The organism is Tianweitania aestuarii (genome assembly GCF_018457165.1).
Classification (GTDB): Bacteria; Pseudomonadota; Alphaproteobacteria; order Rhizobiales; family Rhizobiaceae; genus Tianweitania; species Tianweitania aestuarii.
Map to the genome: position 1 here is coordinate 66,568 of NZ_JAFMNX010000006.1, position 26,777 is coordinate 93,344.

General features: G+C 61.6%; 28 protein-coding genes. 14 read left to right on the forward strand and 14 right to left on the reverse strand.

From position 1 onward, the window contains the following. The first annotated feature begins 1 nt into the window (after position 1). The 5 genes from JYU29_RS17475 (at position 2) to JYU29_RS17495 (ending at position 6,050) form a co-directional block, all read left to right on the forward strand. Positions 2–964, forward strand: coding sequence for an ABC transporter permease (locus JYU29_RS17475; RefSeq protein WP_213986146.1), 963 nt, complete (start codon positions 2–4; stop codon positions 962–964). Continuing rightward, the gene (locus JYU29_RS17480; RefSeq protein ID WP_213986147.1) at positions 961–1,782 is read left to right on the forward strand and encodes an ABC transporter permease; all 822 of its coding nucleotides are present in this window, start codon (positions 961–963) and stop codon (positions 1,780–1,782) included. Before JYU29_RS17475 ends, JYU29_RS17480 begins: the two co-directional genes overlap by 4 nt. Next, complete coding sequence (locus JYU29_RS17485) at positions 1,782–3,458, forward strand: ABC transporter ATP-binding protein (RefSeq protein WP_213986148.1); 1,677 nt, start codon at positions 1,782–1,784, stop codon at positions 3,456–3,458. The genes JYU29_RS17480 and JYU29_RS17485 overlap by 1 nt, the downstream gene beginning before the upstream one ends. Positions 3,459–3,550: 92 nt before the next feature. Then, positions 3,551–5,140, forward strand: coding sequence for an ABC transporter substrate-binding protein (locus JYU29_RS17490; RefSeq protein ID WP_213986149.1), 1,590 nt, complete (start codon positions 3,551–3,553; stop codon positions 5,138–5,140). Between the two features lie 70 nt (positions 5,141–5,210). Then, entirely contained in the window at positions 5,211–6,050 is an 840-nt protein-coding gene (locus tag JYU29_RS17495) for an alkaline phosphatase family protein (protein ID WP_213986150.1), read from the forward strand. A gap of 75 nt (positions 6,051–6,125) precedes the next feature. Here JYU29_RS17495 and JYU29_RS17500 read toward each other — a convergent pair whose 3' ends face one another. The 4 genes from JYU29_RS17500 to tkt all read right to left on the reverse strand — a co-directional run bounded on the left by JYU29_RS17500 (position 6,126) and on the right by tkt (position 11,711). Next, positions 6,126–7,151, reverse strand: a complete 1,026-nt coding sequence (locus JYU29_RS17500) for a class I fructose-bisphosphate aldolase (RefSeq protein WP_213986151.1) — start codon at positions 7,149–7,151, stop codon at positions 6,126–6,128. Positions 7,152–7,304: 153 nt separating this feature from the next. Beyond that, positions 7,305–8,501: a phosphoglycerate kinase gene (locus JYU29_RS17505; protein WP_213986152.1), complete on the reverse strand. Its 1,197-nt coding sequence runs from the start codon at positions 8,499–8,501 to the stop codon at positions 7,305–7,307. 162 nt (positions 8,502–8,663) lie between these two features. Next, positions 8,664–9,671 (reverse strand): type I glyceraldehyde-3-phosphate dehydrogenase, encoded by a 1,008-nt coding sequence (gap, locus tag JYU29_RS17510; protein WP_213986153.1) that lies wholly within the window; start codon positions 9,669–9,671, stop codon positions 8,664–8,666. Positions 9,672–9,725: 54 nt separating this feature from the next. Further along, positions 9,726–11,711: a transketolase gene (tkt, locus tag JYU29_RS17515; RefSeq protein WP_213986154.1), complete on the reverse strand. Its 1,986-nt coding sequence runs from the start codon at positions 11,709–11,711 to the stop codon at positions 9,726–9,728. A 365-nt stretch (positions 11,712–12,076) separates the two neighbouring features. Here tkt and JYU29_RS17520 point away from each other — a divergent pair, with 365 nt between their 5' ends. The 4 genes from JYU29_RS17520 (at position 12,077) to yddG (ending at position 14,625) form a co-directional block, all read left to right on the forward strand. Next, the gene (locus JYU29_RS17520) at positions 12,077–12,346 is read left to right on the forward strand and encodes a DUF4164 domain-containing protein (protein WP_250157559.1); all 270 of its coding nucleotides are present in this window, start codon (positions 12,077–12,079) and stop codon (positions 12,344–12,346) included. Positions 12,347–12,357: 11 nt separating this feature from the next. After that, on the forward strand, positions 12,358–12,723 hold the full coding sequence (locus JYU29_RS17525; protein WP_213986156.1) for a cell division protein ZapA: 366 nt from the start codon (positions 12,358–12,360) through the stop codon (positions 12,721–12,723). A 104-nt stretch (positions 12,724–12,827) separates the two neighbouring features. After that, positions 12,828–13,592 carry a DUF3108 domain-containing protein gene (locus JYU29_RS17530; RefSeq protein ID WP_213986157.1) on the forward strand — a complete coding sequence of 255 codons (765 nt, stop codon included), beginning with the start codon at positions 12,828–12,830 and terminating at the stop codon, positions 13,590–13,592. A gap of 154 nt (positions 13,593–13,746) precedes the next feature. After that, positions 13,747–14,625, forward strand: a complete 879-nt coding sequence (gene yddG / locus JYU29_RS17535) for an aromatic amino acid exporter YddG (RefSeq protein WP_213986158.1) — start codon at positions 13,747–13,749, stop codon at positions 14,623–14,625. Between the two features lie 101 nt (positions 14,626–14,726). Here yddG and gloB read toward each other — a convergent pair whose 3' ends face one another. Further along, entirely contained in the window at positions 14,727–15,494 is a 768-nt protein-coding gene (gloB, locus tag JYU29_RS17540; protein WP_213986159.1) for a hydroxyacylglutathione hydrolase, read from the reverse strand. A gap of 96 nt (positions 15,495–15,590) precedes the next feature. On the opposite strand from gloB, the gene JYU29_RS17545 reads away from it, so the two are divergent. Next, positions 15,591–16,355, forward strand: a complete 765-nt coding sequence (locus tag JYU29_RS17545) for a class I SAM-dependent methyltransferase (RefSeq protein WP_213986160.1) — start codon at positions 15,591–15,593, stop codon at positions 16,353–16,355. On the opposite strand, the gene JYU29_RS17550 is transcribed toward JYU29_RS17545, so the two are convergent. The 4 genes from JYU29_RS17550 to metX are packed head-to-tail and all read right to left on the reverse strand — an operon-like array spanning position 16,322 to position 18,752. Further along, positions 16,322–16,624 carry a type II toxin-antitoxin system RelE/ParE family toxin gene (locus JYU29_RS17550; protein WP_213986161.1) on the reverse strand — a complete coding sequence of 101 codons (303 nt, stop codon included), beginning with the start codon at positions 16,622–16,624 and terminating at the stop codon, positions 16,322–16,324. The genes JYU29_RS17545 and JYU29_RS17550 overlap by 34 nt on opposite strands. Continuing rightward, the gene (locus JYU29_RS17555) at positions 16,621–16,878 is read right to left on the reverse strand and encodes a ribbon-helix-helix domain-containing protein (protein ID WP_213986162.1); all 258 of its coding nucleotides are present in this window, start codon (positions 16,876–16,878) and stop codon (positions 16,621–16,623) included. The genes JYU29_RS17550 and JYU29_RS17555 overlap by 4 nt, the downstream gene beginning before the upstream one ends. A 51-nt stretch (positions 16,879–16,929) precedes the next feature. Then, entirely contained in the window at positions 16,930–17,568 is a 639-nt protein-coding gene (gene metW, locus JYU29_RS17560; protein WP_213986163.1) for a methionine biosynthesis protein MetW, read from the reverse strand. After that, positions 17,565–18,752 carry a homoserine O-acetyltransferase MetX gene (metX, locus tag JYU29_RS17565; RefSeq protein ID WP_431192880.1) on the reverse strand — a complete coding sequence of 396 codons (1,188 nt, stop codon included), beginning with the start codon at positions 18,750–18,752 and terminating at the stop codon, positions 17,565–17,567. The genes metW and metX overlap by 4 nt, the downstream gene beginning before the upstream one ends. 179 nt (positions 18,753–18,931) lie before the next feature. Here metX and hisC point away from each other — a divergent pair, with 179 nt between their 5' ends. Together hisC and JYU29_RS17575 are read left to right on the forward strand one after the other, a co-directional pair. Then, a complete protein-coding gene (hisC, locus tag JYU29_RS17570; RefSeq protein WP_213986165.1) occupies positions 18,932–20,044 on the forward strand; it encodes a histidinol-phosphate transaminase in 1,113 nt (370 codons plus the stop codon). Positions 20,045–20,055: 11 nt separating this feature from the next. Next, a complete protein-coding gene (locus JYU29_RS17575) occupies positions 20,056–20,982 on the forward strand; it encodes a prephenate/arogenate dehydrogenase family protein (RefSeq protein ID WP_213986166.1) in 927 nt (308 codons plus the stop codon). A 57-nt stretch (positions 20,983–21,039) separates the two neighbouring features. Here the strand turns inward: JYU29_RS17575 and JYU29_RS17580 are convergent, their stop codons facing one another. Beyond that, positions 21,040–22,029 carry a DUF2125 domain-containing protein gene (locus JYU29_RS17580; RefSeq protein WP_213986167.1) on the reverse strand — a complete coding sequence of 330 codons (990 nt, stop codon included), beginning with the start codon at positions 22,027–22,029 and terminating at the stop codon, positions 21,040–21,042. 109 nt (positions 22,030–22,138) lie between these two features. Here JYU29_RS17580 and JYU29_RS17585 point away from each other — a divergent pair, with 109 nt between their 5' ends. Then, on the forward strand, positions 22,139–22,675 hold the full coding sequence (locus tag JYU29_RS17585) for a gamma-glutamylcyclotransferase (RefSeq protein WP_213986289.1): 537 nt from the start codon (positions 22,139–22,141) through the stop codon (positions 22,673–22,675). On the opposite strand, the gene JYU29_RS17590 is transcribed toward JYU29_RS17585, so the two are convergent. The 4 genes from JYU29_RS17590 to ftsE all read right to left on the reverse strand — a co-directional run bounded on the left by JYU29_RS17590 (position 22,665) and on the right by ftsE (position 26,001). Continuing rightward, entirely contained in the window at positions 22,665–23,456 is a 792-nt protein-coding gene (locus JYU29_RS17590; protein WP_213986168.1) for a lysophospholipid acyltransferase family protein, read from the reverse strand. The two genes, JYU29_RS17585 and JYU29_RS17590, sit on opposite strands and share 11 nt — an antisense overlap. A 106-nt stretch (positions 23,457–23,562) precedes the next feature. Beyond that, entirely contained in the window at positions 23,563–24,177 is a 615-nt protein-coding gene (locus tag JYU29_RS17595; RefSeq protein WP_213986290.1) for a YdcF family protein, read from the reverse strand. A gap of 155 nt (positions 24,178–24,332) precedes the next feature. Next, on the reverse strand, positions 24,333–25,349 hold the full coding sequence (locus tag JYU29_RS17600) for a cell division protein FtsX (protein WP_250157560.1): 1,017 nt from the start codon (positions 25,347–25,349) through the stop codon (positions 24,333–24,335). After that, positions 25,342–26,001, reverse strand: a complete 660-nt coding sequence (ftsE, locus tag JYU29_RS17605) for a cell division ATP-binding protein FtsE (RefSeq protein WP_213986169.1) — start codon at positions 25,999–26,001, stop codon at positions 25,342–25,344. The genes JYU29_RS17600 and ftsE overlap by 8 nt, the downstream gene beginning before the upstream one ends. 199 nt (positions 26,002–26,200) lie before the next feature. Between ftsE and JYU29_RS17610 the strand changes: the two genes are divergently transcribed. Beyond that, positions 26,201–26,755 (forward strand): hypothetical protein, encoded by a 555-nt coding sequence (locus tag JYU29_RS17610; RefSeq protein ID WP_213986170.1) that lies wholly within the window; start codon positions 26,201–26,203, stop codon positions 26,753–26,755. Positions 26,756–26,777: the final 22 nt, after the last annotated feature.

Genomic DNA, 26,777 nt, shown 5'->3' on the forward strand with positions numbered 1-26,777 from the left:
TATGGGGGGCGCAACTGTCTTGAAACTGATCGCCCAGCGCATTGCGCTGGGCGTTCTCCTCCTTTTAGCCGTGTCGGTGCTGATTTTTGCCGGCACGCAGATCCTTCCCGGCGATGTCGCGCAGTCCATTCTCGGACAGGCCGCAACGCCGCAGGCGCTGGAAAACCTGCGCCGCGAGCTGGGACTGAACGATCCCGCTTACATCCGCTATTTCCGTTGGTTGTTCGGCATTCTGCAAGGCGACCTCGGCACGGCCTTGTCGAACAATCGCGACATTGCGTCGGCCCTGAGCGGCCGTCTCGCCAACACGCTGTTTCTTGCGGCCTGCGCGGCCGTTGTGTCGGTTCCGCTGGCCATTCTGCTCGGCTTGCTGGCGGTGCGCTATCGCAACGGCATCATCGACAAGGCGATTTCCGGTTTTGCGCTGGCGTCGACCTCGCTGCCGGAATTCTTCATCGGCTATCTGCTGATCCTGGTTTTCGCGGTGAAACTGCAATGGTTCCCGGCGAGTTCGACCGTTTACGACAGCATGGGCTTCCTGCAGCGGCTTCAGGCCGTGGTTCTGCCGGCAAGCGCGCTGACGCTGGTCGTGCTGGCGCACATGATGCGCATGACGCGCGCGGCCGTGCTCAACGTGATGCAATCCGCTTATATCGAGACGGCGGAGCTGAAGGGCCTCGGTCCGCTCAAGATCATTCGCCGCCATGCATTTCCCAATGCTATCGCGCCGATCATTAACGTGGTCATGCTCAACCTTGCCTTCCTCGTTGTCGGCGTGGTCGTGGTGGAAGTGATCTTCGTTTATCCCGGCATGGGCCAGTATCTCGTTGATCACGTATCCAAGCGCGACGTGCCGGTGGTGCAGGCGGTCGGCCTGATCTTCGCGGCCGTTTACATCACGCTGAACATGGTGGCCGACATTGCCGCAATCCTTGCTAATCCGCGCCTGAGGCATCCGAAATGAGCATCGCCCGCATTCCTATCGGCGCGTTGATCGGTCTGATCCTCACCGCGATGTTTCTGATCATGGCGATCTTCGCGCCCTGGCTGGCACCGTTCGGCAATGGCGAAATCGTTGGCGAAGTGTGGGCTCCGATGTCGGCGGCCCATTGGCTCGGCACCGACAATATCGGCCGCGATCTGCTGACGCGCATCATCTTTGGCGCGCGCACGACGATCTTTATCGCCGTGCTGGCTACAGCCCTGTCGTTTACGCTGGGCTCCGTGCTCGGCTTCACCGCAGCGGTGGTCGGCGGATGGTTCGACACGATCATGTCGCGCCTCGTCGATCTCCTGATGTCGATCCCTACCCTGATCTTCGGCCTGGTTGTTCTGTCGGTTCTGCCGTCTACCATGCTGACGCTGATCATGGTCATGGGCATCCTCGATTCCACCCGCGTTTATCGTTTGTCGCGCGCCGTTGCGGTGGACATCAACGTCATGGACTTCGTGGAAGCGGCACGGCTGCGCGGTGAAGGCACGATCTGGGTGATCTTCCGTGAGATCTTGCCCAATGCGCTGTCGCCGCTGATTTCCGAACTCGGTCTGCGCTTCATCTACGCCGTCCTGTTCTTGTCGGCGCTGTCCTTCCTCGGCCTTGGCGTACAGCCGCCGAATGCCGACTGGGGCGGCATGGTCAAGGAAAACAAGGATGGCATCGTGTTCGGCATCGGTGCAGCCCTCATCCCGGCTGCAGCCATCGCGGCACTGGCGATTTCCGTCAACCTCGTGGCCGACTGGGTGCTGAACCGGACCACCTCGCTCAAGGGAGGCCGTGGCTGATGGCTGAAGTGCAATCCAAAGCGCGTCCAAAAACGCGTGGCGACGGTCCCCTGCTCGACATCCGCAACCTGCGCATCGAGGCGACCGTTTATCCGCCCGGTGAAAAGCCCCGCAACGTCGTTCTCGTGGACGACGTGTCGCTCAAGCTCGAACGCGGCAAGGTGCTCGGCCTGATCGGTGAATCCGGGGCCGGCAAGTCTACCGTGGGCCTTTCGGCCATGGGCTTCGGCCGTGGCGGTGTCAAACTGACCGGTGGCGAAATCCTGTTGAACGGCCGCGACCTTCGCAAGGCGCGTGCCGGCGGCTTGCGTCAGATGCGGGGGCGCGAAGTCTGTTATGTCGCGCAATCGGCGGCAGCCGCCTTCAACCCCGCGCACAAGCTGATGGACCAGGTGGTGGAAGCCACGCTGGAACATCGCATCATGTCGCGTGCCGCAGCCGAAAAGAAGGCAATCGAGCTGTTTCGCAAGCTCAGCCTGCCCGATCCCGAAACGATCGGCGAGCGCTATCCGCACCAGGTTTCCGGCGGACAGTTGCAGCGCGTGATGACGGCTATGGCACTGTGTTCGGAGCCGGACCTCATCGTCTTCGACGAGCCGACGACCGCACTCGACGTGACGACGCAGATCGACGTGCTGGCGGCCATCAAGGAAGCGATCCGCGATACGCATGTCGCGGCCCTCTACATCACCCATGATCTGGCCGTTGTGGCGCAGGTGTCCGACGAGATCATGGTGCTGCGCCACGGCAAGCTGGTGGAATGGGGCGGCACGCGTCAGATCATCAAGGACCCCCGCCAGGCCTACACGAATGCGCTCGTTTCCGTGCACCAGATCGAGCATCAGGAGCATGCGCCGGGCGAAACCCCGGTTCTTTCCGTGAGAGACGTTTCGGCGTCTTATGGCGGCGGCACGGTCAAGGTGCTGAAGAAGGTCTCGGTTGACGTGTTTCCTGGCCAGACGCTCGCCGTGGTGGGTGAGTCCGGCTCCGGCAAATCCACGCTGGCGCGTGCGATCACCGGCCTGCTGCCACCGCTCGAAGGCTCGATCACCTTCAATGGCCGCACGCTTGCCAACAAGCTCAGCGACCGCTCGCGCGACGATCTGCGCGAGTTGCAGATGATCTACCAGATGGCCGACACCGCGATGAACCCGCGCCAGACGGTTGGCACGATCATCGGTCGTCCTCTCGAATTCTACTTCAACATGCGCGGGCGCGAACGCGATCAACGCGTGGCCGAGCTGCTTGAAAAGATCGAGATGGGCAAAGGCTATGCCGACCGCTATCCCGCCGAACTGTCGGGCGGCCAGAAGCAACGCGTCTGCATCGCCCGCGCGCTTGCCGCAAAGCCGAAGCTGATCATCTGCGACGAGGTCACCAGCGCGCTCGACCCACTGGTGGCGCATGGCATTCTCGAACTGCTGCTCGGGCTGCAGGCGGAAGAAGATGTCGCGTACCTCTTCATCACGCATGATCTCGCCACCGTGAAGTCGATCGCCGACTCCATTGCCGTGATGTATCGCGGTGAAGTCGTGCGCTACGGCTCCAAGAGCACCGTGCTGACGCCGCCATTCGACGATTACACGGATCTGCTGCTGCGCTCTGTTCCCGAAATGGAGATCGGCTGGCTCGAGAAAGCGATCCAGGGCCGAAAAATGGCCGGAGCAGGGAATTGACCTTAGTCGGCTAAGCGACAAATGTTGATTCAAGGACATTCAGCGTCGTTTCGGTCTCTGGTCGAAACGACGTTTTGCTTAGAGGAGTAACCATGTCAGACCTCGACCATCTCAGCCGCCGTGTTGTAACCGGCCAACTGTCGCGCCGTGACTTCCTGGGCCGGGCTGCAGCCTTGAGCGTCTCCGCCACATTCGCCAACACACTGCTGTCGAACGCCGCTCACGCGCAGACCCCCGTTCGGGGCGGTATCTTGCGCGCCGGTTTGCAGGGCGGCGAATCCACCAACACGCTTGATCCCGCGCTGAATCTGAGCCAGGTGCCGTTCAACTTCTGCAAGCAGTGGGGCGAGTTCCTGTTCCGCTTGAACCGCGACGGTGGGCTCGATAACCGCATTGCGGAAGAAGCCGGCCCGTCGGCGGATGCCAAGACCTGGACGCTGAAGATCCGCCAGGGTGTGGAGTTCCACAACGGAAAGATCGTCACGGCCGACGATGTCGCGGCAACCATCGAGCGCCATGCTGACAAGGATTCCAACTCGGGCGCGTTCGGCATTCTCGGCAATATCGATACGATCAAGGCGAGTGGCAACGAGGTTGTTTTCACCCTCAAGGAAGCGGACGCCGAGTTTCCTTATCTGCTTGCCGACTATCACCTGCTGATCCAGCCCAATGGCGGCAAGGACGATCCAACCGCAGGCATCTCGGCCGGCCCCTACAAGGTCACGATCGACGAGCCGGGCATTCGCTATGGCGGTGAGCGCTTCGAGAACTTCTGGGACAAGGAGCATATGGGCTTCGCGGACCAGGTCGAAATCATCGTCATGAACGATCCGACGGCACGCATGGCCGCGCTGCAAAGCGGCCAGGTGCAGTTCATCAATCGCGTCGAGCCCAAGATCGTCGATCTCGTGAAGCGCCTGCAGGGCGTGTCGATCGAGAACGTGTCCGGCAAGGGTTTCTACCCCTTCAACATGTTCTGCGACACAGCACCCTTCGACAACAACGATCTGCGTATGGCGCTGAAGCTTGCGATGGACCGCGAGCAGATGCTGCAAACAATCCTGCGCGGCTACGGCACTGTCGGCAACGACTTCCCGGTCAACAAGGCCTATCCGCTATTCCCCGAAGGCATCGAGCAGCGCGCCTTTGATCCCGATAAGGCCGGCGATTTCTACAAGAAGTCCGGTCATAGCGGCTCGATCCTTCTGCGCACCTCGGATGTTGCCTTTCCCGGCGCCATCGATGCAGCGCAGCTGTTCCAGCAGAGCGCGGCGAAGGCCGGTATCACGATCGACATCCGTCGCGAGCCGGGTGACGGCTACTGGTCGGAAGTCTGGAACAAGCAGCCCTTCTGCATGTCTTATTGGGGCGGCCGCTCAACGCAGAACCAGATGTACACGACCGGCTATGTGTCGAACGCCGACTGGAACGATACGCGCTTCAAGAACCCGCAATTCGACCAGCTGGTGCTGGCTGCACGCGGCGAACTCGACGAGGAAAAGCGCAAGAGCATGTATCGCGACATGGCGATCATGATGCGCGACGAAGGCGGGCTGATCGTTCCCTTCTTCAACGACTTCATCGATGCAGTGGCGACCAACAAGGTCGGCGGCTACGAAAAGCACACCGAAGGCGAACTGATGGACGGTTACGCGCTTGCGGAATGCTGGCTGACCGCCTGATCCACTTTCATCATCGACAAAACGAGGCAGCGGTGATCGCTGCCTCGCTGCTTTTCAGGGAGCCTTGATCATGGCGCTCAACACCAAACTTCTTCTGATCGTTCTCGACGGCCTGCCCTGGCGCAACTGGAAGCGCTTCATGGGCAATCTCGAGGGCTGGGTGCAATCCGGCGATGCGCGCGTATGGAAGATGCGCTCCGTACTGCCCTCGATCTCGGCCTGCTGCTATGCCTCCATCCACACCGGCACGCCGCCGCAGGTGCATGGCGTTTTGTCGAACTCGATCCGCCACCGCGTGACGCAGCCGGACATCTTTTCCGAAGTCACCAAGGCCGGCGGCAAGACAGGTGCGGTGACGCATTCCTACTGGTCCGAATTCTTCAAGCGCTTCCCCTTCGATCAAATCGAAGACCTCGAATATGACGAGCCGGGCAGCCCGATCACGCATGGCCGTTTTCATACGATGGGCGGCTACAATCTGCACAACCAGATGACGCCGAGCGACATGGACCTGTTTGCCCAGCTGACCATGCTGACCAAACGCCACGGCATCGACTACGGCATTCTTCATACCTGCACGCTCGATTCCATGGGTCACCGCTTCGGCCATGACTGCCATGAAATGGATGAGGCGCTGGCGATGATGGACGTGATGCTCGCGGCCTTCCTCCCCCGATGGCTCCAGGCGGGCTATGAAGTCATGGTCACCGCCGATCACGGTCAGACCGATCGCGGTCATCATGGCGGGCATGACGACGAGATGCAGGACTTCGCGCTCTATTACTTCGGCCAGGGCAAGGGCCCATCCGAAGACACGCTGCTCGACCAGCTCCAGCTCGCACCGACCGTGCTCACCCGTTTGGGCGTGCCGGTCCCGGACACGATGAAGGCGAAGTCGTTTTTGAGCTGAGTCCATTCAGCGTCGTGACAAACAAAAAGGCCGCTCATTCGAGCGGCCTTTTTGCCCTCCGATCTCGACGGGGCTTTAAGCCGCCTGTTCGAGATCCGTTTTCCAGGTGCCGGCTGCTGCCAGCGAGTTCATGCGGGCGCGGTGGGTGAAGGCGCGCTGACCGGCTGCGACATTCTCCGACTTGCCGCCCCAGGCCTGGAGTGCGGCGGCCTGCAAGGCGCGGCCATAGGAGAAGGTGAGCTTCCACGGCATGTCGTAATTGGCGTTCATCGCCGAAAGATGCGCAGTGGCTTCCTCATCGGACTGGCCGCCCGACAAGAAGGCGATGCCCGGAACGGCCGACGGCACAGTCGCCTTCAACACGCGCACGGTCTTCTCGGCGACTTCATCGACGCTGGCCTTGCGGGCGTTCTTGCCGTCGATGATCATGTTCGGCTTCAGGATCATGCCTTCCAGCGAAACGCGCGCATCATAAAGCTCGTCGAACACGGTCTTGAGGACCCATTCGGTGACTTCGGCGCAGCGGTCGATCGAGTGATCGGCAGGCGCGCCGTCCATGAGGACTTCCGGCTCGACGATCGGCACGATGCCGGCTTCCTGGCAAAGTGCGGCATAGCGGGCGAGCGCCTGCGCGTTCTGCTTCACCGCGCCCCAGGTCGGAACGCCTTCGGCAATCGCGATCACGCCGCGCCATTTGGCGAAGCGGGCGCCGAGGCCGTAATACTCGGCCAAACGCTCACGCAGGCCATCGAGGCCTTCGGTGATGCTTTCGCCGGGAAAGTTCGGGAGGTCCTTGGCGCCGGCATCGACCTTGATGCCGGGAATGGAGCCGGAAGCCTTGATGAGCTCGGCGAGCGGCGTGCCGTCGACGGCCTTCTGGCGCAGCGTTTCGTCGTAAAGAATGACGCCGGAAATGTACTTGCTCATCGCCTCGTCGGCGCGGAACAGCATTTCGCGGTAATCGCGGCGGCTGTCTGCCGTGGACTCGACCTGGATCGTATCGAAGCGCTTCTTGATGGTGCCGGAGCTTTCATCCGCGGCAAGGATGCCCTTGCCATCGGCAACCATGGCCACTGCGATGTCTTCAAGCCGTTCGCTCATTACCGTCTCCTGATGGGTTGGTTGCGCCAATACCAGAAGCAATGATGAAGTGGAACACTGACTAAAGTGTTGAACCGATTGAAACTTTGCTAAATCGTTTTAGGACAGTAAAGACGCCGCCCGCATCTGGCGACGTCTTCCGTTTTCACTCGCTCAGGCCTGCTTGAGAACCAGCACGCCCGGCAGATCCTTGCCTTCCATCCATTCAAGGAAAGCGCCGCCCGCCGTCGAGACATAGGTGAAGGCCTCTTCCACGCCGGCATGGTTGAGTGCCGACACGGTGTCGCCGCCACCGGCAATGGAAACGAGACCACCGGCTTTCGTGCGCTCGGCTGCATGATGTGCGGCTGCCACTGTCGCCTTGTCGAAGGGTGCGATCTCGAAGGCGCCGAGCGGGCCGTTCCAGACCAGCGTCTTGGCCTTGTCGATCCACTGATTGACCGCCTTCACGGTGTCCGGACCGACATCGAGGATCATGGCATCGGCCGGGACAGAATCCACGGGTACGACTTCGTTCGCGGCATTGGCCTTGAACTCGCGTGCGACGACTGCGTCGGTCGGGAGAACGATGGCGCAGCCTGCCTTTTCGGCAGCGGCGAGAATGGTCTTCGCGGTATCGGCGAGATCATGCTCGCAGAGCGACTTGGCGACATCCACCCCTTGCGCGGCGAGGAACGTATTGGCCATGCCGCCGCCGATGACGAGCGCATCCACGCGTGTCACGAGGTTCTGAAGCAGATCGATCTTGGTGGAAACCTTGGCGCCGCCGACGATCGCGACAACCGGCTTTTCCGGCGACCCCAGGCCCTTCTCCAGCGCATCGAGCTCGGCCTGCATGGTGCGGCCGGCATAAGCGGGCAGAAGATGCGCAAGACCTTCGGTGGAGGTATGGGCGCGATGGGCGGCCGAAAACGCGTCGTTGACGAAGATGTCGCCGGATTTGGCGAGCGCCTTGGCAAACTCCGGATCGTTCTGTTCCTCGCCCTTGTGGAAGCGGGTGTTCTCGAACAGGAGGATATCGCCGCCTTCGATCGCGTTGGCGGATGCTTCCGCCGTGTCGCCGATGCAGTCGTCCACGAAGGCGACAGGGCGGCCGAAAATGCCGGCTGCGGTTTCAGCAATCGGCTTCAGCGAATATTGCTGGTCGGGCGCGCCTTTGGGGCGGCCGAAATGGGCGAGCAGGATGATGCGCGCGCCCTTGTCGGCCAGTTCGGTAATCGTCGGCCTCACGCGCTCGATGCGGGTAGCGTCGGACACCTTGCCATCCTGCATCGGCACGTTGAGATCAACGCGCACCAGCACGCGTTTACCTTTGACATCCGCATCGTCCAGCGTCCGAAAAGCAGCCATATCTCCGAAACTCCCTACCTGATTTGTGCGCGGAATAGACCGCAGGCGCTTCCTTCGCGCAAGCCGCAGAACACAGCCAAAATCGATTAAACCCGGTGCCAAGAAAAAGGGCGCCCGGCTGGTGCCGAACGCCCTTCATTCAGGCTTATGGTCGAGCAGATCCTAGATCAGCTTACCCATCGCAACCGCCGTGTCGCACATGCGGTTCGAGAAGCCCCATTCGTTGTCGTACCAGGCCAGAACGCGCACGAAGTTGCCTTCGAGAACCTTGGTCTGGTCGAGCGCGAAGGTCGAGGAATGCGGATCGTGGTTGAAGTCGATCGAGACATTCGGCTGATCGGTCACGGCGAGGATGCCCTTGAGCTTGCCGCTGGCGGCAGACTTGATGGCGTCATTGATTTCCTCGACGCTGGTCTGGCGCGAAGCCACGAACTTCAGGTCGACCACGGACACGTTCGGGGTCGGAACGCGGATCGAGGAACCGTCGAGCTTGCCCTTCAGTTCCGGCAGAACGAGGCCGACGGCCTTGGCGGCACCGGTCGAGGTCGGGATCTGCGACAGCGCTGCGGCGCGGGCGCGGTAAAGATCCTTGTGCATCGTATCGAGCGTCGGCTGATCCCCCGTATAGGAGTGGATCGTCGTCATGAAGCCCTTCTCGATGCCAACGGCTTCATGCAGCACGTAGGCGACCGGCGCGAGGCAATTCGTGGTGCAGGACGCGTTTGAGATGACGACGTGGTCCTTGGTCAGCTTGTCGTCATTGACGCCGTAAACGACCGTCAGGTCGGCGCCATCGGCCGGAGCCGACACGATCACGCGCTTGGCACCGGCCTGGAGGTGGGCCGAAGCCTTTTCCTTCGAGGTGAAGATGCCCGTGCATTCGAGCGCGATGTCCACGCCGAGTTCGCCATGCGGCAGCTCGGCCGGGTTCTTCACCGCGGTGACCTTGATGCGCTTGCCATCAACCACGAGGAAGTCGCCGTCGACTTCGATCTTGCCAGGATATCTGCCGTGCACAGAATCGAAGCGCAGCAGATGCGCATTCGTTTCCACGGGGCCCAGATCGTTGATGGCGACGACTTCGATGTCGGTGCGGCCGCTCTCATGAATAGCGCGCAGGATGTTGCGCCCGATGCGGCCGAAGCCGTTGATGGCAACTTTGACTGTCATTCCACTCTCCCAAAAAGCCGTTGGATCAGGCGATCAGTTTCGGTGTTCGTGCGATCAGGCAGCGAGGCGCTTCTGCGCAGCTTCGGCCGCCGCATCCGCGGTGATGCCGAAATGCGGGTAAAGATCCTCGATCTTGCCGCTGGCGCCGAAGGTGCTCATGCCGATGAAGATGCCGTCCGAGCCGATCAGGTGATCCCAACCCTGGCGAACGCCAGCTTCGATCGCGATCTTGACCTGAGCATTGCCGATAATGGCGCGCTGGTATTCCTCGCTCTGCTTGGCGAAGAGTTCCATGCACGGAACCGACACGACACGGGCAGCAATGCCGGCAGCCTTCAGCTTGTCGAACGCGCCCATTGCGATCTCGACCTCGGAACCCGTTGCGAAGATCGTGACCTGTGCGTCGCTGTCGCCGGCAAGCTCGTAAGCACCGCGCGCCGACTTGTTCTCGTCGGTGTGTTCGGTGCGCAGAACCGGCAGGTTCTGGCGCGTCAGTGCCAGCGTCGACGGCGTGTCCTTGGACTCCAGAGCAGCCTGCCAGCATTCCACGGCTTCCACCGCATCGGCCGGACGCATGACATAGTGGTTCGGGATGCAACGCAGCGCAGCCAAATGCTCCACCGGCTGGTGGGTCGGGCCGTCTTCGCCGAGACCAATCGAGTCATGCGTCATGACGAAGGCGACGCGGATATGCATCAGCGAAGCCAGGCGCATGGCCGGACGAGCGTAATCCGAGAAGGTTAGGAAGGTGCCGCCATACGGAATAACGCCGCCATGCAGCGCCAGGCCGTTCATGGCAGATGCCATGCCATGCTCGCGAATGCCGTAATAGATATAGCGGCCGGAGTAATCATCCGCCGTCAGCGGCTTGGTCTGGCTGGTCTTGGTGTTGTTGGAGCCGGTCAGATCGGCCGAACCGCCGACCGTGTCCGGCACCACGCCGTTGATGACCTCGAGCGCCATTTCCGACGACTTGCGGGTCGCGACCTTGGGCTTCTCAGCTGAAAGCTTCTTCTTGTACTCGATGATGGCTTCGTTGAAGCCGGCCGGCAGATCGCCGCGGAAACGGCGTTCGAACTCGCCCTTCAGCTCGGCGTCGAGCGTGTTGAAGTGCTCCTGCCAGCTCTTGCAGGACTTGGCGGCGTTGAGGCCGGTCAGGCGCCAGGCGTCGAGCACATCGGACGGAACGGAGAACGGCTCGGAATCCCAGTTCAATGCTTTGCGGGTGCCGGCGATTTCTTCCGCACCCAGCGGCGAACCATGCGCCTTCGAGGTGCCGGCGCGCGTCGGCGCACCGAAGCCGATCGTGGTGCGGCAGGCGATCATGCTCGGCTTGTCGGAAGCTTGGGCTGCCTCGATCGCCTGGGCGATCGCTTCGGGATCATGGCCGTCGATGCGCTGCGTGTGCCAGCCGGATGCTTCGAAGCGGGCGCACTGGTCGGTTGAGTCCGACATCGAAACGGCGCCGTCGATCGTGATGCGATTATCGTCCCAGAACACGATCAGCTTGGACAGCTTCAGGTGGCCGGCAAGCGAAAGCGCTTCCTGGCTGATACCTTCCATGAGGCAACCGTCACCAGCCAGCACATAGGTGTAGTGGTTGATGAGGTCGTCGCCATAGGTCGTGTTCAGGTGGCGTTCGGCAAGCGCGAAGCCGACCGAGTTGGCTAGGCCCTGGCCGAGCGGACCGGTGGTGGTCTCGATGCCATCGGCATGCTTGTATTCAGGATGCCCCGCGGTCTTGGAACCGAGCTGGCGGAAATTCTTGATCTCGTCGATCGTCATGTCCTCGTAGCCGGTCAGATAGAGCAGCGAGTAAAGGAGCATGGAGCCGTGGCCGGCCGAAAGAATGAAGCGGTCGCGGTTCGGCCAGTTCGGGTTCTTGGGATCGAAGCGCATGAAGCGCGTGAACAGGACGGTCGCAACGTCGGCTGCGCCCATCGGCAGGCCGGGATGGCCGGAATTCGCTTTTTCGACCGCATCCATCGACAGGAAGCGGATCGCATTGGCCATCCGGTCGTGTTTGTCGCGTGAAGTCATGGCGATGCTCGCTCTCGTGATGCGGTTCAACGGGACAGGGTGGCCAGTCATTTTAAAGGCCACGGGATCGCCGGGACACATAGCAGGCAGCCATTGGGAGTCAATGAAAGCTCGCGCGAGCCGGCGGTGTTGGCCCTCGGTTCCAACAGATCGTGATGGCAAAATGATGAGGCCCTGCACGTCGCTCCTCATGCAGGGAAAGACCAGCGCGTCCTCTTTACGGGGGATAGCTTCACCCGTTGATTGACGTTGCACCCTCAAGCCGCCAAGATTCTTGCGCAATTGGCCGGCTGATCGTTATTCTTGATTCGGCGGAGAGGGAAAGCTGGATCGCAGCCCCGAACCGGGTCTTTGAGATGGGGTACATGTCGGAAGCCACTTTAAACGATGCCTTGACGCGGCTGGGTCATGCCATGACCGCGCTGGAAGATGCGGTGTCATCCCGCATCGAGCGCGAAGGCGATTACCTGGAAGCCGAGGCGGAAGTGCAGCGCATGAATGCCGACCGTGCCCGACTGGCCGGCGAGCTCGACAAGTCCGAAGCGCGCGCCGAACGTCTGGAAGACGCCAACAAGGAAGTTTCGCGTCGCCTTGTTACGGCGATGGAAACGATCCGCGCCGTGCTCGACCGATAGGAAGAACCGAGATGCCGCAAGTCACCGTGACAATCGATGGCAAGGCCTATCGGATGGCTTGCGACGAAGGTCAGGAAGACCACCTGATCGATCTTGCCGAACGCTTCGACCGCTATGTCAGCCACCTCAAGGGCAGTTTCGGCGAGATCGGCGATCAGCGGCTGACCGTGATGGCCGGCATCATGATCATGGACGAACTCACCGAACTGCAAAAGCGCATGCAGGGCATCGACAACGAGATGGACACGCTTCGTGCATCGCGCGACGAAGCGCTCACCAAAGCGAACCAGACCGAGACCGCTCTGACGGATGCTTTGGTCGATGTTGCCGGGCGCATGGAAACACTGGCTCAGCAGGTTTCAGCCAAGCCGGCTTGAACCGCCACTGCCGCACCACCATTCTCTTGTTATGACGCAGCGCCGCCATTGGCGCTGACAGGCGAGGTTTGCTCTTGGTGCGATTGGCGAACAGAACGAAACGGATGGGCCAAGCGCTCGGCGCGGCGGCTATGCTTTCCATCGCCACCCCGGTTCCTGTTCGCGCCGAAAGCTTCAAGGCTGAATATGTCGTCACCCTTTTCGGCCTGACGATCGCCCGCACCAGCTTCACCAGCACGCTCGATGCCGACAGCTATGCAGTCGACGGCACCATCTCGAGCTCCGGTCTTGGCGCGATCTTCGATGACACGAAGGGCGTCGTCCACACATCCGGTCGTTTGAGAAAGAACGAGCCGCAGCCGACCACCCATATGCTGGATTATTCGTCCGGCAAGAAAAAGCAGCGCACCACCGTGCGCTTCGAAAACGGGCAGGTCGTCGCCACGGAAAACGTGCCGCCGCCCAAGCCGCGCCGTCATGGCTGGGTGCCGCTGGGCGCCGGTGATCTCACCGATGTGGTGGATCCGCTGACCGCCACGCTGGTGCGCGCCGCTTCGCTCGACGAGGTCTGCAACCGCACCGTCCATATCTACGATGGCGAGCTGCGCGCCGACCTGACACTGACCTACGCCAGCAAGGCGCCTGTGACTGTCGGTGACTTCAAGGGCGAGAGCGTCACCTGCACCGTCCGCTTCAAGCCGATTTCCGGTTATCGCAAGGGCTCCAAGACGATGGAGTATCTGTCCGCTGGCCACGACATGAGCGTAACCTTCGCCAGGATGGGCGACACGTCCTTCTTCGTGCCGCTGCGCGGCGAGGTCGAAACTCGCATCGGCACCGTTTACTTCCGAGTCGGCAAGATCGGCTAGAGCGCCGTGCGTCCTCTTGCACGCACAAAGGACGCTTGAGCACTTTGATCCTTTGCATCGTGCTTTCCGAAAATCGAACATGATTTTCGGGCTGATGCCGTAGGCAGCCAACACCTCGCCTGCTACTGCGGCTTTGTAGCAGGAGGGCGATAGAATGGCACGAGCGACACTGATCGGCTTTACGGCCGTGGCGATGTGGGCCTTGCTTGCCATGTTCACGGCCGCTTCCGGTTCCGTGCCGCCTTTCCAGCTGTCCGCCATGACCTTTGCGATCGGCACGCTTGTGGGCCTCGCCGCTCGCGCCTTTCAGCCGGCACCGAAAGGCCTGGAGATTCCGTGGCAGGTCTGGCTGGTCGGCATCGGCGGCTTGTTCGGCTACCACTTCTTTTATTTCACCGCGCTGCGTGCCGCACCTGCGGTCGAGGCCAGTCTGATCGCCTATCTCTGGCCGCTGCTGATCGTGCTGGGTTCGGCCCTGATGCCCGGCGAAAGGCTGCGCTGGTTCCACATCGCCGGCGCGCTGCTTGGGCTGGTGGGAACCGCGTTGATCGTCACCAAAGGCAGCGGCATCGCCTTTGAAGCGCAATACAGCTTCGGCTACCTGATGGCCGCCGTCTGTGCCGTGCTCTGGTCCGCCTATTCGCTCCTGTCGCGCCGCTTTCCCGCGGTGCCGACAAGCATTGTGACCTGGTATTGCCTTGCCACCGCGATCCTCTCGCTGCTGTGCCATCTGCTTCTGGAAACCACGGTCTGGCCGCAGGGCGCGACCCAATGGCTCGCCGTGCTTGGCCTCGGCCTGATGCCGGTGGGTGCCGCCTTCTACACCTGGGATTACGGCGTAAAGCACGGCAACATCCAGGTGCTGGGTGCCGCCAGCTATGCCGCACCGCTTCTATCAACGCTGGTGCTGATTGCGGTGGGTGGCGCCGAACCGAGCGGGCGCATCCTTGCAGCCTGTCTTGCAATCACCGGCGGCGCCGTGCTGGCGTCCAAGTCCATGCTGTTTGGCCGCAAGTCCAAAGCGCCGGCATAGGCGCTCAACAAGCGTCAGAACGCCTAGGGCTTAGCGAAGAGATCGCGCAGCACAGCTTCGCGCGAGAAGGCCAGTTAGCTTCGCCGGTTTGGTGGCGTCCTTCAAAACTTATCCTTGAGACGCCGCAGTTCGGCGAAAACGCCGCTGTCGCTCGCATCTTCCATGCCGAGCGTCTTGCGGATCGCCGGATCGGCCCAGCGCAGAAAGGGGTTGGTGTCGAGCTCGTCACCGATCGTCGTCGGCAAGGTCATCTCGTTGCTTGCGCGCAGATGCTCGACCTCTTGCGCGCGCCGCTGCAGAACCTCGTTATCCGGATCGACACTGAGCGCAAAGCGGGCATTGGCTTGCGTATATTCGTGGCCGCAATACACAACCGTATCGCGCGGCCATTCGGCGATCTTCTTCAGAGACTCGAACATGACCGGCGGCTGGCACTCGAGCAATCGACCGCAGCCCATCGCAAATAGCGTATCACCGGTGAAGGCAAGCTTGGCTTCCGGAATGAACAGGCTGACATGGCCGGCCGTGTGCCCCGGTGTCGACACGACATGGATCGTGTAATCCCCGAACTGCAGCGTGTTGCCGTCATCATAGGTCTCATCGAGACCGGGAATGTTGTCGCGCTCGGCAGCAGGACCATAGATCGGCATGCCGTAGCGCTCTTTGAGCCCGAGATTGCCGGCAACATGATCCCCGTGGTGGTGGGTAATCAGCAGCATGGTCGGCTTCCAGCCGGTCCGCTCGATGGCGGCTACGATCGGCTCTTCTTCCGGCGCGTCGATGATCAGCGTCTGCTCGCTATCGGGATCATGCACGAGCACGCCGTAATTATCGCTGCGGCAGATGAATTGTTCGATCGAAAGCGGCATGGAAGATCTCCCTTGTTCAATCCATGACATATGGCGCTGGGGATGGGCTTCCAGCGCTTGGTTGAACTTGGCGCATGCCGCATCTAGGTTCGGTTGATGAACACCGACATCGTCGACCTGCGCGCGTTCTACGCTTCCGCTCTCGGACACCTGGCCGAGCGCGCCATTGCCATGGCGCTGGCCGCCGTTTGGGCGCCGCTGCCGAACGAACGACTGGTCGGGCTCGGATACACCCTGCCCTGGCTGGAACGCTTCGGCGGCGATGCAGAGCGGGTCTTCGCCTTCATGCCGGCGCGACAGGGCGCCGTGAATTGGCCGGCTGGCGCACCATCGGCCACGGCCTTGGTGTCGGAAGAAGATCTGCCGCTTCCCGACTCATCGGTCGACCGCCTGCTTCTCGTGCATCTGCTCGAACATTCCGAAAACCCAAACGAAACGCTGACGGAGATCTGGCGCGTTTTGGCACCCGGCGGGCGGCTGGTGCTCGTGGTGCCGCATCGCCGGGGCGTGTGGGCGCGCATGGAACAGACGCCCTTCGGAACGGGTCGGCCTTATTCCCGCACCCAGTTGATGACGCTTCTGCGCGAAGCCAATTTCACGCCGGGCGCCTGGGGCGACGCCCTGTTCTTTCCGCCCTCCACCAGCCGCTGGATGATGCGCCTCGCCCAGGTTCTGGAGCGCGCGGGCAGACGGTTCTGGCCGATCTTTTCAGGCGTGATCGTGGTGGAAGCGCAGAAGCGGTTGTACCAGGGCATCCCCGTGGCCAAGCGGGTAACCCGCCGTGTGCTGGTGCCCGCGCTGAGACCGCAGGGTGCGGTACGGGTGGCTCAATCCTCGCCAAGCAAGGCGCCGAGGTCCTGACCGGCGGAGAAGATGCGCAGGATTTCGATCTTGTCGGCCCGAACCTGATACAAGATTGTCTGACGCTTCCTGAACGAGAAAGAGCGACGACCTTCGCCGAGATCATCGCGAAGGCGGCCCAACTCGGGCATGTCACCGAGCTTCGCGCATGCGGCGATTACTTCCAAGACGTAGGCTCGAGCACGTATTGGATTGTCGCCAGCAATAAAGTCATGGATCTGATCAAGATCCTCATCCGCTTCCGAAGTGATCAATACAGGCAGATTCACTCCGCAGCTTCGCTTCCGGACGAGCGCTTGCGAAAACGGGCTTCGACTTCTTCGATTGAATAGCGTCGCGGATCGGCAGCGGCTTTATCCAACGCAGCTCTTAACCGAGCCAAATCTCGTTCCCGCTTTTGCAGAAGGTTTAAGGCGTCCGCCACCACATCAGCGGCGTTATCATCGCCGCGCCGTTCAACTTGTTCACGCACAAAATCAGCATGGTCGCCCGACAAATCCACAATCAACTGCTCGTCGCGCATGGGCATCGCTCCAGTTTGCTCCAGCCAAAATAGCACACCCGGCCGATCACGTCAGCGGCGCAGCATGAACACCGCTTGCTGGCCGAAGAAGTTCCAGAACCACCAGGGCATGGACAGGCCGATCTCCTGGCCGCTGCCGTTGAGGGCGGCTGCGCTTTCCACCTTGGCGCCGACTTCGTCGCAAAGTTTCACGAAATCGCGGATGGTGCAGAAGTGGATGTTGGGCGTGTCGTACCAGCTGTAAGGCAGATGGCGGTTGACGGGCATCTGGCCCTTGAAGGCGAGGCCGACGCGGTTCGGCCAATAGCCGAAGTTCGGGATCGACACGATGACCTTGTCGCCGATGCGCAGGAGATGCTCCAGCACGGCTTTCGGGTTCTTGGTCGCCTGCAGCGTCTGGCTTAGAATGACGTAATCGAAGCCGCGATCGGGATAGAACACCAGGTCGGTATCGGCATCGCCTTGGATCACGGAAAGGCCACGCGCCACGCATTCATTGACGCCGCGCTGCGACAGCTCCACGCCGCGTCCATCCACCTGTTTCTCGCCGGCGAGCTTTTCCAGAAGGAGCCCGTCGCCGCAGCCGACATCGAGCACCTTCGCACGCGGCTCGATGTAAGAAGCGACGACATCGAGGTCGAAGCGCGCCTGGCGCTCGCCGATGGTGAGTTTCGGTGGCTCCTGGCTCATTGATCAGCCTCCGGAAGGCCATAAGCGCGGGCGGCCGAGTTGATGAAGCCGTTGATAGCCGCAAACAGTTCCGGCTCGTCGAGCAGAAAGGCGTCATGACCGCGATCGGTTTCAATCTCAACGAAGGACACGGAAGCGCCGGCTGCATTCAGCGCATGTACCACCGACCGGCTTTCCGAGGTCGGAAACAGCCAGTCGGAGGTGAAAGACACGAGGCAGAAGCGGGTCGATGTGCCGGCAAAGGCGTCGGCCAGGCGGCCGTCATGATCCGCTGCCAGATCGAAGTAATCCATGGCGCGCGTCATGTAGAGGTAGGAATTGGCATCGAAGCGATCGACAAAGGTCATGCCCTGATGGCGCAGATAGCTTTCGATCTGGAAATCGGCATCGAAGCCAAAGGTAAGATGGGCGCGGTCCTGCAGGTTGCGCCCGAACTTGCGGTGCAAGGCCGCCTCACTGAGATAGGTGATGTGCGCGGCCATGCGCGCGACCGCGAGGCCCTTTTCGGGTCGCTTGTCTTCCTCGATATATCTGCCGCCGCACCAGTCGGGGTCGGCCATCACGGACTGCCGACCAACCTCGTTGAAGGCGATGTTTTGCGAGGAATGCCGCGGGCCGGTGGCGATCGGCAGGGCGCTGAACACGCGATCGGAATGGCTCGCCGCCCATTCCAGCACCTGCATGCCGCCCATGGAGCCGCCGATCACGCAAAACAGCTGGTCGATGCCGAAATGATCCACCAGCATCGCCTGCGCGCGCACCATGTCGGGAATGGTGATGACCGGCAGATCGAGCCCATATGGCTTGCCGGTCGCCGGGTTGATTGACGCGGGACCGGTTGAGCCGAGACAGCCGCCAATCACATTGGAGCAGATCACGAAGAAGCGGTCGGTATCGACGATCCTGCCCGGACCGATCAGCACATCCCACCAGCCGGCCTTGCCGGTGACGGGATGGGCGTTGGCGGCATGCTGATCGCCGGTCAGCGCATGACAAACCAGAACGGCGTTGGTTCGCGCCTCGTTGAGCGTGCCATAGGTCTGATAGGCGATCTGGAACGGCGTGAGTTCAACGCCGGCATCGAGCCTGAGGGGTTTGTCGGGGCCGAAGCGCAGAACCTCGCTGGTGGGATTATTCGCTTCATCGGCGGCAAGGAGCCGGCGCGAACGCGCGTCCTTCGGCATCGTAATCATGGTCGGGCAACCCCAGGGAAAGATCGATGTAGCTAGGGAAGGACGCCCCGTTCTGTCAATGGGTCGGCAACGGGCACGCGGCTTTCGCCTCGACAAGCGCTGACGCGAGGTTTATTGCGCCGGTGAACACTTTTGCATTGAAAAGACCTTCAACCGACACGAGCGCCGTCATGAGCACCGAAGCCGTCCAGGATCGTCCCACACCCAAGCCCGGCGTGATGGACATCGCGGCCTATGTGCCCGGCAAATCGAGCGCGCCGGCCGGCGTAAGCAAGGTTCACAAGCTGTCATCCAACGAAAACCCGCTTGGCGCTTCCGAGCAGGCGATGGCCGCCGTGCGCGATGCATCGGGTCACATGGAGTTTTACCCGGACGGTTCGGCCACGGTTCTGCGCGAGGCGATCGGGGAAGCCTATGGTCTGAACCCCGCCAACATCCTGTGCACCAACGGTTCGGACGAGGCGATCGGCCTTCTGGCGCAGGTCTACCTGCAGCCGGGCGATGAAGGCGTGTTCACCGAACACGGGTTCCTCGTTTACCGCATCTACATCCAGTCGGCCGGCGGAATACCGGTGGTGGTCAAGGAAAAGAACGAGACAGCCGAGGTCGACGCGATCCTGGCAGCGGTGACGCCGCGCACGAAGATCGTCTTTCTTGCCAATCCCAACAACCCGACCGGCACATACATCCCGTTCGACGAAGTCCGCCGCCTTCATGCTGGCCTGCCGAAGACCGTGCTTATGGTGCTCGACGCCGCCTATGCCGAATATGTCCGCCGCAATGATTACGAATCCGGCGTAGAACTCGTTTCGTCGGCGCAAAACGTGGTTATGACGCGGACCTTTTCGAAGATCCACGGCCTTGGCGGCATGCGCGTCGGCTGGCTGTACGGCCCGACGCACATCATCGATCCGCTGAACCGCGTGCGCGGTCCCTTCAACGTCAATGCAGCGGCGATCGCGGCGGGCGTTGCGGCGATCCGTGACCGTGCCCATGTCGAAAAAACCGTACACCACAACGAAACCTGGCTGCCGTGGCTGACCGAAGAGCTGACCAAGCTCGGCCTTCGCGTCACGCCCAGCGTCGGCAACTTCATCTTGATCCATTTCCCGTCTGCGGAAGCGCATTCGGCGGCGAAGGCGGACGATTATCTCAGCGCGCGCGGATATATTCTGCGGCGCGTCGCGGGATATGGCTTCCCTAACGCGCTGCGCATGACCGTGGGCTCCGAAGAAGCCAATCGTGGCGTCGTCGCGGCCTTGAGTGACTTTCTCAAGACCTGAAGAAACAATCCATGTCTGAAATCCTGTTTGAGAAGATTGCCCTGATCGGCATCGGTCTCATCGGCTCCTCGTTGGCGCGCGTGATCCGCCGCGAGGGCCTCACCAATCACCTCGCCATCTCCACTCGCAGCCAGGCGACGCTCGATGAAGCGCGCGCGCTTCATCTCGGGGACAGTTACTGCCTCGATCCGCGCGATGCCGTTCACGATGCCGACCTCGTCATCATCTCGGTGCCGGTGGGATCGTCGGGCGCAGTCGCCGAACAGATCGCACCGGCCCTTAAGCCCGGCGCGATCGTCAGCGATGTGGGTTCCACCAAGGCTTCTGTGATCGCGCAGATGCAGCCGCATATGCCCGATCACGTGCACTTCATTCCCGGTCATCCGATCGCGGGCACGGAAAAGTCCGGTCCGGCGGCGGGCTTTGCTGAACTGTTTCAGGGTCGCTGGTGCATTCTGACGCCCCTGCCCGGAACCGATCAGGCCGCGGTGGAGCGCCTCGGCCGCTTCTGGGAAGCGTGTGGCTCACGGCTCGACACGATGGATCCCAACCACCACGACAAGGTGTTGGCCATCGTTTCGCACCTGCCGCACATCATCGCCTACAACATCGTCGGCACGGCGGATGATCTGGAAACGGTCACGCAATCCGAGGTCATCAAATATTCGGCGTCCGGCTTCCGCGATTTCACGCGGCTTGCGGCGTCCGATCCAGTGATGTGGCGCGACATCTGCCTGCACAACAAGGATGCGATCCTTGAAATGCTGGCGCGGTTTTCCGAAGACCTGGCATCGCTTCAACGGGCGATCCGGTGGGGCGACGGTGACAAGCTGTTCGAGATGTTCACCCACACGCGCGACGTGCGTCGTTCGATCATCGAGGCAGGCCAGGAAGTGGACCTGCCGGACTTCGGTCGACAGGCTGCGACGAAGAACTAGGTTTCCGTCACGCAATATCCGAACGCGAAACCGCCTCGCGATTTTGCTGGAATTGCTTCAAGGCCGCAGCGGCGGAATATCGCCAAGCGTGATGAACGCGATCGATGCCCTGCCCTTGGCAATCGTCAGGGGCAGGGACGGAGCGCTGCCGAGCATCGTCAAACCAGATGACGCCATTTCAATTTCGCGGCGCTGCTCGGGAAACAGGGCACTCAGCACACGCGCGATCGCGACCGGCTGTCGCGCAGTCAGCGTCAGCTGCGCGTCGATCAGGCCCGATGAATCCACCGACAAGGGACCGGACAGGCCGATCGAGGCGTCAGGACCGAAAGACAGGGTCAAGGCGCGGATCTGGGTCTTGTAGCCGAGGTCGATCGCGCCCGGCGACGTGGCGAGCGTGACGCCATCGAACACGGTCATGTTGCCTTCCGCATTCAAGCTCGGCGCATCTTCGGCCTCCGATGCGCCGGTCAGCCGTAGGTTGGAGAAGCGGGCGGCAAGGTCCACGTCGTTGTTGTTGGCGCGCATGTGGATCTGGCTGTTTTCTGCCTTGAACAAGCCAGCCCCCCCATTGCCCTTTGCGACCACCACGTTGCGGCCTTCAACCGAAACAGCGGAGGGTAGCGGTTCGGCGAGCCTGATGCTGGCATGCATCAGGTCCCAGGAAAGAGACAGGGGAACGAGGCCGGGCAGAACGGCTTCCATCGGGCCGTCGAGTTCACCCACGATCGTGCGCGGATCATAAACCTGCGCAGCCGAGCGGAACGCGCCGGCCTTCAACTGCACGTCGCGCGCAGGCGTGGAATAAAGCACGCTGTTGCAGAACAGGCCGATGCGGAAGGGAAAGCCCTGCACGGTCTGATCGACGCAATCCGCCTCGCCGCCAGCCGCGCGGATATCGCGCAAGGAGTGGTTTGCCGAGCTTTCCAGCCGTCCGGCCAGATAATACCAGCCCGCGATATAGGCGCAGATGACCACGAGAACCACCAGCGCAAGCACCAACACGCGCCGGAAGATCGGGGAAGCCTGCTGGTTGCTTGACGTCATGGAAAGGTCTGCTTTTTCTTGTCGAACAGCGGAAAGATCGGGCTGGCTGGGTGGTTCTGGCGAAGGGCTCGAATCCGAATGGGAGTTCAAGATCATTTCTTCCGGCGATATGGGCGATTTTTGGGTGTTTGGCTATGGTTCGTTGATTTGGCGGCCGGGCTTTGCGCATGTGGAAACAAGACGGGCCCGTTTGCACGGCTTTCGCCGCGCTTTATGCGTTCGCTCCGTCGGGCATCGCGGCACGAAGGAACGGCCGGGCCTGGTTCTCGGCCTTGATCGCGGCGGCTCCTGCGTCGGCCTCGCCTTTCGTGTGCCGGGAGCGCTGCGCGAGGAGGTCATGGCCTATCTGCGCGAGCGCGAGCTGGTCACCAAGGTCTACGAAGAACGCGTGCTTTCCGTCACATTGGACGATGGAAGCCGCGTGCCGGCCCTTGCTTACGTGGTCGACCGCAACCATGCGCAATATGCCGGCGGGCTCGAAGCCCAGGAAGCCTGCGCCATCGTGTCCGGCGCTGTTGGTCACTCCGGCCCGAACGAAGATTACGTGCTCAACACGGTGGAGCACCTGAAGGCGCTGCGCATTCGCGATCCATGGCTGGAACAGGTGGCGGCCCTGCTGCCGCCGGTGAGGCACGTCAGCGTGTGATCGAAACGCCGAGTTCGTTCAGCCGCTTCACCGCCGTGGGCGGCAGCGGCGGCGGGTTGGGTCCGGTTGCCGCTTCCACCAGCATCTGATCACAGGCCGCTTCCGTTTCAGCGATCAAACGTTCGAGAAACGCCTTGCGGTCCAAACCCGGCGGGATCGGCGGAAGAAAGCGGGCATGAATCGTGCCGGGATAGCGCATGAACTTGCGGCGCGGCCAATAAAGACCGGCGGCATGCGCCACGGGAACCACCGGCACGTTCAGCTTGCTGTAAAGCTCGGCGATGCCCCATTTGTAGGCCGGCTCGTCGCCGGGCGCACGTCGGGTGCCTTCGGGATAGATGATCAGCTGGCGATTGCGCTTCATCTCGCGCGACGTTGCGGCGACAACGGCGCGCAGCGCCTTGGCGCGCTCGCCACGATTGACGGGTATCATCTGCATCTTGGCCACATACCAGCCGAACAAAGGGATCCACATCAGCTCCCGCTTGAGGATGAACAGGGGATCCTTCAGATAAGGAAAGAAGGCCAGCACGTCCCACAACGACTGATGCTTGGGCGCCAGGATGAAAGACGTCTCCGGCAGGTTCTCCTGTCCCGTGATCTCGCTCTTCGTGCCGGCGATGACGCGCTGCAGCCAAAGGCTCGAGCGGGCCCAGAACTTCGGCACGAACCACGCCTTCAAACGCGGCAGCAGAAAGTAGATCGGGGTGAAGACGATCATCAGAACGATGAGGTTCACATAGAAAGCGACATTGTAGAAGAAGGAGCGAAGTGCAGTCATGCGGTGCCCTGCAGCGGCAGATGGGTCCTGCTGGGTAGAGCATTTCGCGCGGCAGTGGAATGACCAAGGCCGCTAAATTTGCCTGATGGGCTGAGACCCGCGCCGATCAGTCCACCCCACTCGAAGTGCTATAAGGCAGGCCTGTCCAGCCACGGGTCAAAGCGCCGAGGAACTTGACATATTCGGTCGCGATCACGCGCAAAGCATCCGGATCGGTGAACCAGCTGCCAGTGCTCGGCGAGGTGTTCACCACCGGATAGGGTTGAATGTCCACATCATGCAGGATGCGCCGCATTTCCAGCAGGCTGCGCGGCATATGATAGTTGTTGGTCACGAGAATGACGCTGCGGTAGTGATTGGCCTGCATCCACTTGCCGCTTTCTTCCGCATTGCCGATCGTGTCCATCGCGGCATGGTCGATGTCGACGCAGCAGGAAAAAAGCTCACGATCGCCGCCGGTGGCAGCCCGCAGATCATCGCGCCCTGCCTTCGGATTGACGCCGCTGATCAACAAACGGTCGCCCCTGCCCTCGTTGAGCAGGCTGACGCCGGCATCGAGACGGTAGAGGCCTCCGGTCAGAACGATGATGGCATCGGCCTTGCGGGGATTTTCCGGTGTATCGAGGGTGGCCACATGGGTGGCAAAGGCGAGAAAGCCGACACCCAGCATGAAGATGGCAAACACGCAAAGCGACACAAGCCAACGCAGGATGCGCGGCATGCGCCGGCGCGGACGCCGTTCGCTTTGTCGCAAAACATCCAGGCCCCGTTGGGTCGCCCGGTCCCCTTCCATGCTTTTCATCACGCTCATTCTATACCCGAACGCTTGCCACGGAGATTTGCTCCCCTGCAGCCATTTGGCTGTACATGGTCGTTCTAGTCCGAAGCTTGCTGCGAGAGATCGATCTCGCTGAGATAGCGGACAACCGTGAAGTGGCTGGTGGCAGCGGTCAGCGCGCCGATCAGAAGCACGATCAAACCGACCCCGAGATAGCCCGACAGGCCGATGGCGAAGTTGCCGAACAAGGCGGTTGCCTGATCGGCTTCCGGCGTTGCCAGATTGCGCGACGACCACCAGCCGAACCCGACAAACACCAGAACCGCTAGCACGCCACCAACCAGCGCGCCCTTCATGCCGGTGAGCAGGAAGTGGCGGCGAAATTCGGCGGCAATGAAGCGGGCTTCCGCGCCCACGAAGTGCAGCACTTCGATGATGTGCCCGTTGCCGGCCATGGCGCCGCGCGTGGCGAACACGACCGACAGAACGGTGGCCGACAGCATCAAAACGAGAACCGATAGGCCGATCGTCACCGTGGTGCGCGCCATTGCCACGAGACGATCCACCCAGGTGCGGTGATCATCAAGCGATGATGTCGGGATTTCAGAGGCCAGCAGGCTGCGCATGGAGTCGAAATCCGGCGGATAGGATTCGTCGATCGTCACCACCACGAGACGCGGCACCGGCAGGTCGTCGATGTTCAAACCGGCTCCGAGCCATGGTTCCAGCAGGCGCGAGGTCGCAGCGCGATCCACCACCGTTGCGGACCGCACGCCGGCAAAGCCGGATGCGATGCGGCTGGCATCAACCAGCGCCTGTTCCATGTCCAGCCCGTCGCGTGGGCGGATCTGGATCGTTGCTTCGCGCGAAATCTGGCTTTCCCACATCGAAGCCGTGTCGCGCACGAGTGAAACCGCGCCAAGCGTGAGGCAGGACAGAAAGGTCATGATCGCGATCACGAAGATCAGCGCGCGTCCCGCGATGTTCTGTTCCGGCACGATCGGTGCCGCGCGGCGACGCGGCGGCGCAGGTGCTGCGGTCACACGGCCGCGCCGAACCTGGTTCGTTTCGGCAGCCACGTCCTCGTCGTCGAAATCGTCGTGAGGCTCAGTCATGGATATCGAGCCGCCCTTCCGACAGAATCATGCGACGCGCATCGACCTGTTCCATGAGTTGAAGGTCGTGCGTGGCAATCACCACGGCAGTGCCAAGGCGGTTCAGTTCGATGAATAAGCGCAGCAAACGGCGGGCGAGCGGCGGATCGACGTTGCCGGTCGGCTCGTCAGCCAGCAGGATTTCGGGCTGCTCGATCAGGGCACGGGCAATCGCCGCGCGTTGCTTTTCACCGCCCGACAGGATCGGCGGCAGCACATGCATGCGTTCGCCCAGTCCCACCCATTTCAGAAGATCGATAACGTCGTCGCGATAGCTCGATTCATCGCGACCGCGAATGCGCAACGGCAGCGCGACATTCTCATAGGTGGTCATGTGATCGAGCAGGCGGAAATCCTGGAACACGACACCGATGCGGCGCCGCAGATGCGGCAGTTCCTTGCGGGTGATCAGCGCGCGATCCTTGCCGAACACGGTGATCAGGCCGCGTGTCGGCTTCAGCCCGAGAAACAGCAGCCGCAACAAGGTCGTCTTGCCCGCGCCCGATGGGCCGGTCAGGAACTGGAACGACCGTTCGGGGATATCCAGCGAGATATCGCGCAGGATTTCCGGTCCCATTCCGTAACGCAGGCCGACATTTTCGAAGCGGAACACGGGGGCTTAATCGTCCTTCAAGGTTGCAGCTTTTCAGCCAATCGACAGGCTTCAGCATGGTTAAACGTGGTTAAGGCGACGTTAAAACCGATGGCGAATACGCAAATGGTTAACCATTCCGGCGTAGGTCAGCGGGCGTGAAGGAGCACGCCGCACCATGAGATCCGACGCGACACCACGCTTGGTTTCCGGCGAAATCATGACAGCTGCCGTCCGACGCGGCTTGCCGAAGCCCGTTGTCGAGGTCGTCAATGCCGAAATCATCGATGTGGCGGATGAACCTTCATCTGCCCCACCCCTCCAGCCGCGCCCGAACCCCACCTTTGCCGTTCTGCAAAATCAACCGCAGCCGAAAACGGCGCAGCGGGGTGGAATGCTGTTCTGGACGGCCGGTCTGACGCTGATTGCATCGGCCTTCTGGATTTCCGGCGGCCACACGCTGGCGCCCGGTGCCTTCGCAATGGGATCGCCCGTAAAGCTCGCCATCGCCCATGTGGAAAGCCGCGTTCAAACCCATACCGGCCATTCCACCTTGATGGTGGATGGGGAAGCGCGCAACGACGGCACGAGTGTTGCAGCCATGCCGCCAATCGCCATCACAGTCACCGGACCGGATGGCGCTGTGACGCACTATACGCTATCGACCAACGCGCAGCCGGTCGCGGCTGGCGACCTTTATCTGTTTTCCAGCCGGTTGCGGGTTCCGCCCGGCGGAGTAAAATCGGTCGCAGTCACCTTGAAGCCCGCCGAATAGGCGGGTTTGTTGTTTTCCCTGC

Bases quoted from the DNA above. Each gene is read 5' to 3' on its own strand.
- JYU29_RS17475 (WP_213986146.1), top strand. From the start codon at position 2: ATGGGGGGCGCAACTGTCTTGAAACTGATCGCCCAGCGCATTGCGCTG.
- JYU29_RS17480 (WP_213986147.1), top strand. From the start codon at position 961: ATGAGCATCGCCCGCATTCCTATCGGCGCGTTGATCGGTCTGATCCTC.
- JYU29_RS17485 (WP_213986148.1), top strand. From the start codon at position 1,782: ATGGCTGAAGTGCAATCCAAAGCGCGTCCAAAAACGCGTGGCGACGGT.
- JYU29_RS17490 (WP_213986149.1), top strand. From the start codon at position 3,551: ATGTCAGACCTCGACCATCTCAGCCGCCGTGTTGTAACCGGCCAACTG.
- JYU29_RS17495 (WP_213986150.1), top strand. From the start codon at position 5,211: ATGGCGCTCAACACCAAACTTCTTCTGATCGTTCTCGACGGCCTGCCC.
- JYU29_RS17500 (WP_213986151.1), bottom strand. From the start codon at position 7,151: ATGAGCGAACGGCTTGAAGACATCGCAGTGGCCATGGTTGCCGATGGC.
- JYU29_RS17505 (WP_213986152.1), bottom strand. From the start codon at position 8,501: ATGGCTGCTTTTCGGACGCTGGACGATGCGGATGTCAAAGGTAAACGC.
- gap (WP_213986153.1), bottom strand. From the start codon at position 9,671: ATGACAGTCAAAGTTGCCATCAACGGCTTCGGCCGCATCGGGCGCAAC.
- tkt (WP_213986154.1), bottom strand. From the start codon at position 11,711: ATGACTTCACGCGACAAACACGACCGGATGGCCAATGCGATCCGCTTC.
- JYU29_RS17520 (WP_250157559.1), top strand. From the start codon at position 12,077: ATGTCGGAAGCCACTTTAAACGATGCCTTGACGCGGCTGGGTCATGCC.
- JYU29_RS17525 (WP_213986156.1), top strand. From the start codon at position 12,358: ATGCCGCAAGTCACCGTGACAATCGATGGCAAGGCCTATCGGATGGCT.
- JYU29_RS17530 (WP_213986157.1), top strand. From the start codon at position 12,828: ATGGGCCAAGCGCTCGGCGCGGCGGCTATGCTTTCCATCGCCACCCCG.
- yddG (WP_213986158.1), top strand. From the start codon at position 13,747: ATGGCACGAGCGACACTGATCGGCTTTACGGCCGTGGCGATGTGGGCC.
- gloB (WP_213986159.1), bottom strand. From the start codon at position 15,494: ATGCCGCTTTCGATCGAACAATTCATCTGCCGCAGCGATAATTACGGC.
- JYU29_RS17545 (WP_213986160.1), top strand. From the start codon at position 15,591: ATGAACACCGACATCGTCGACCTGCGCGCGTTCTACGCTTCCGCTCTC.
- JYU29_RS17555 (WP_213986162.1), bottom strand. From the start codon at position 16,878: ATGCGCGACGAGCAGTTGATTGTGGATTTGTCGGGCGACCATGCTGAT.
- metW (WP_213986163.1), bottom strand. From the start codon at position 17,568: ATGAGCCAGGAGCCACCGAAACTCACCATCGGCGAGCGCCAGGCGCGC.
- metX (WP_431192880.1), bottom strand. From the start codon at position 18,752: ATGCCGAAGGACGCGCGTTCGCGCCGGCTCCTTGCCGCCGATGAAGCG.
- hisC (WP_213986165.1), top strand. From the start codon at position 18,932: ATGAGCACCGAAGCCGTCCAGGATCGTCCCACACCCAAGCCCGGCGTG.
- JYU29_RS17575 (WP_213986166.1), top strand. From the start codon at position 20,056: ATGTCTGAAATCCTGTTTGAGAAGATTGCCCTGATCGGCATCGGTCTC.
- JYU29_RS17580 (WP_213986167.1), bottom strand. From the start codon at position 22,029: ATGACGTCAAGCAACCAGCAGGCTTCCCCGATCTTCCGGCGCGTGTTG.
- JYU29_RS17585 (WP_213986289.1), top strand. From the start codon at position 22,139: ATGGGCGATTTTTGGGTGTTTGGCTATGGTTCGTTGATTTGGCGGCCG.
- JYU29_RS17590 (WP_213986168.1), bottom strand. From the start codon at position 23,456: ATGACTGCACTTCGCTCCTTCTTCTACAATGTCGCTTTCTATGTGAAC.
- JYU29_RS17595 (WP_213986290.1), bottom strand. From the start codon at position 24,177: ATGCCGCGCATCCTGCGTTGGCTTGTGTCGCTTTGCGTGTTTGCCATC.
- JYU29_RS17600 (WP_250157560.1), bottom strand. From the start codon at position 25,349: ATGACTGAGCCTCACGACGATTTCGACGACGAGGACGTGGCTGCCGAA.
- JYU29_RS17610 (WP_213986170.1), top strand. From the start codon at position 26,201: ATGACAGCTGCCGTCCGACGCGGCTTGCCGAAGCCCGTTGTCGAGGTC.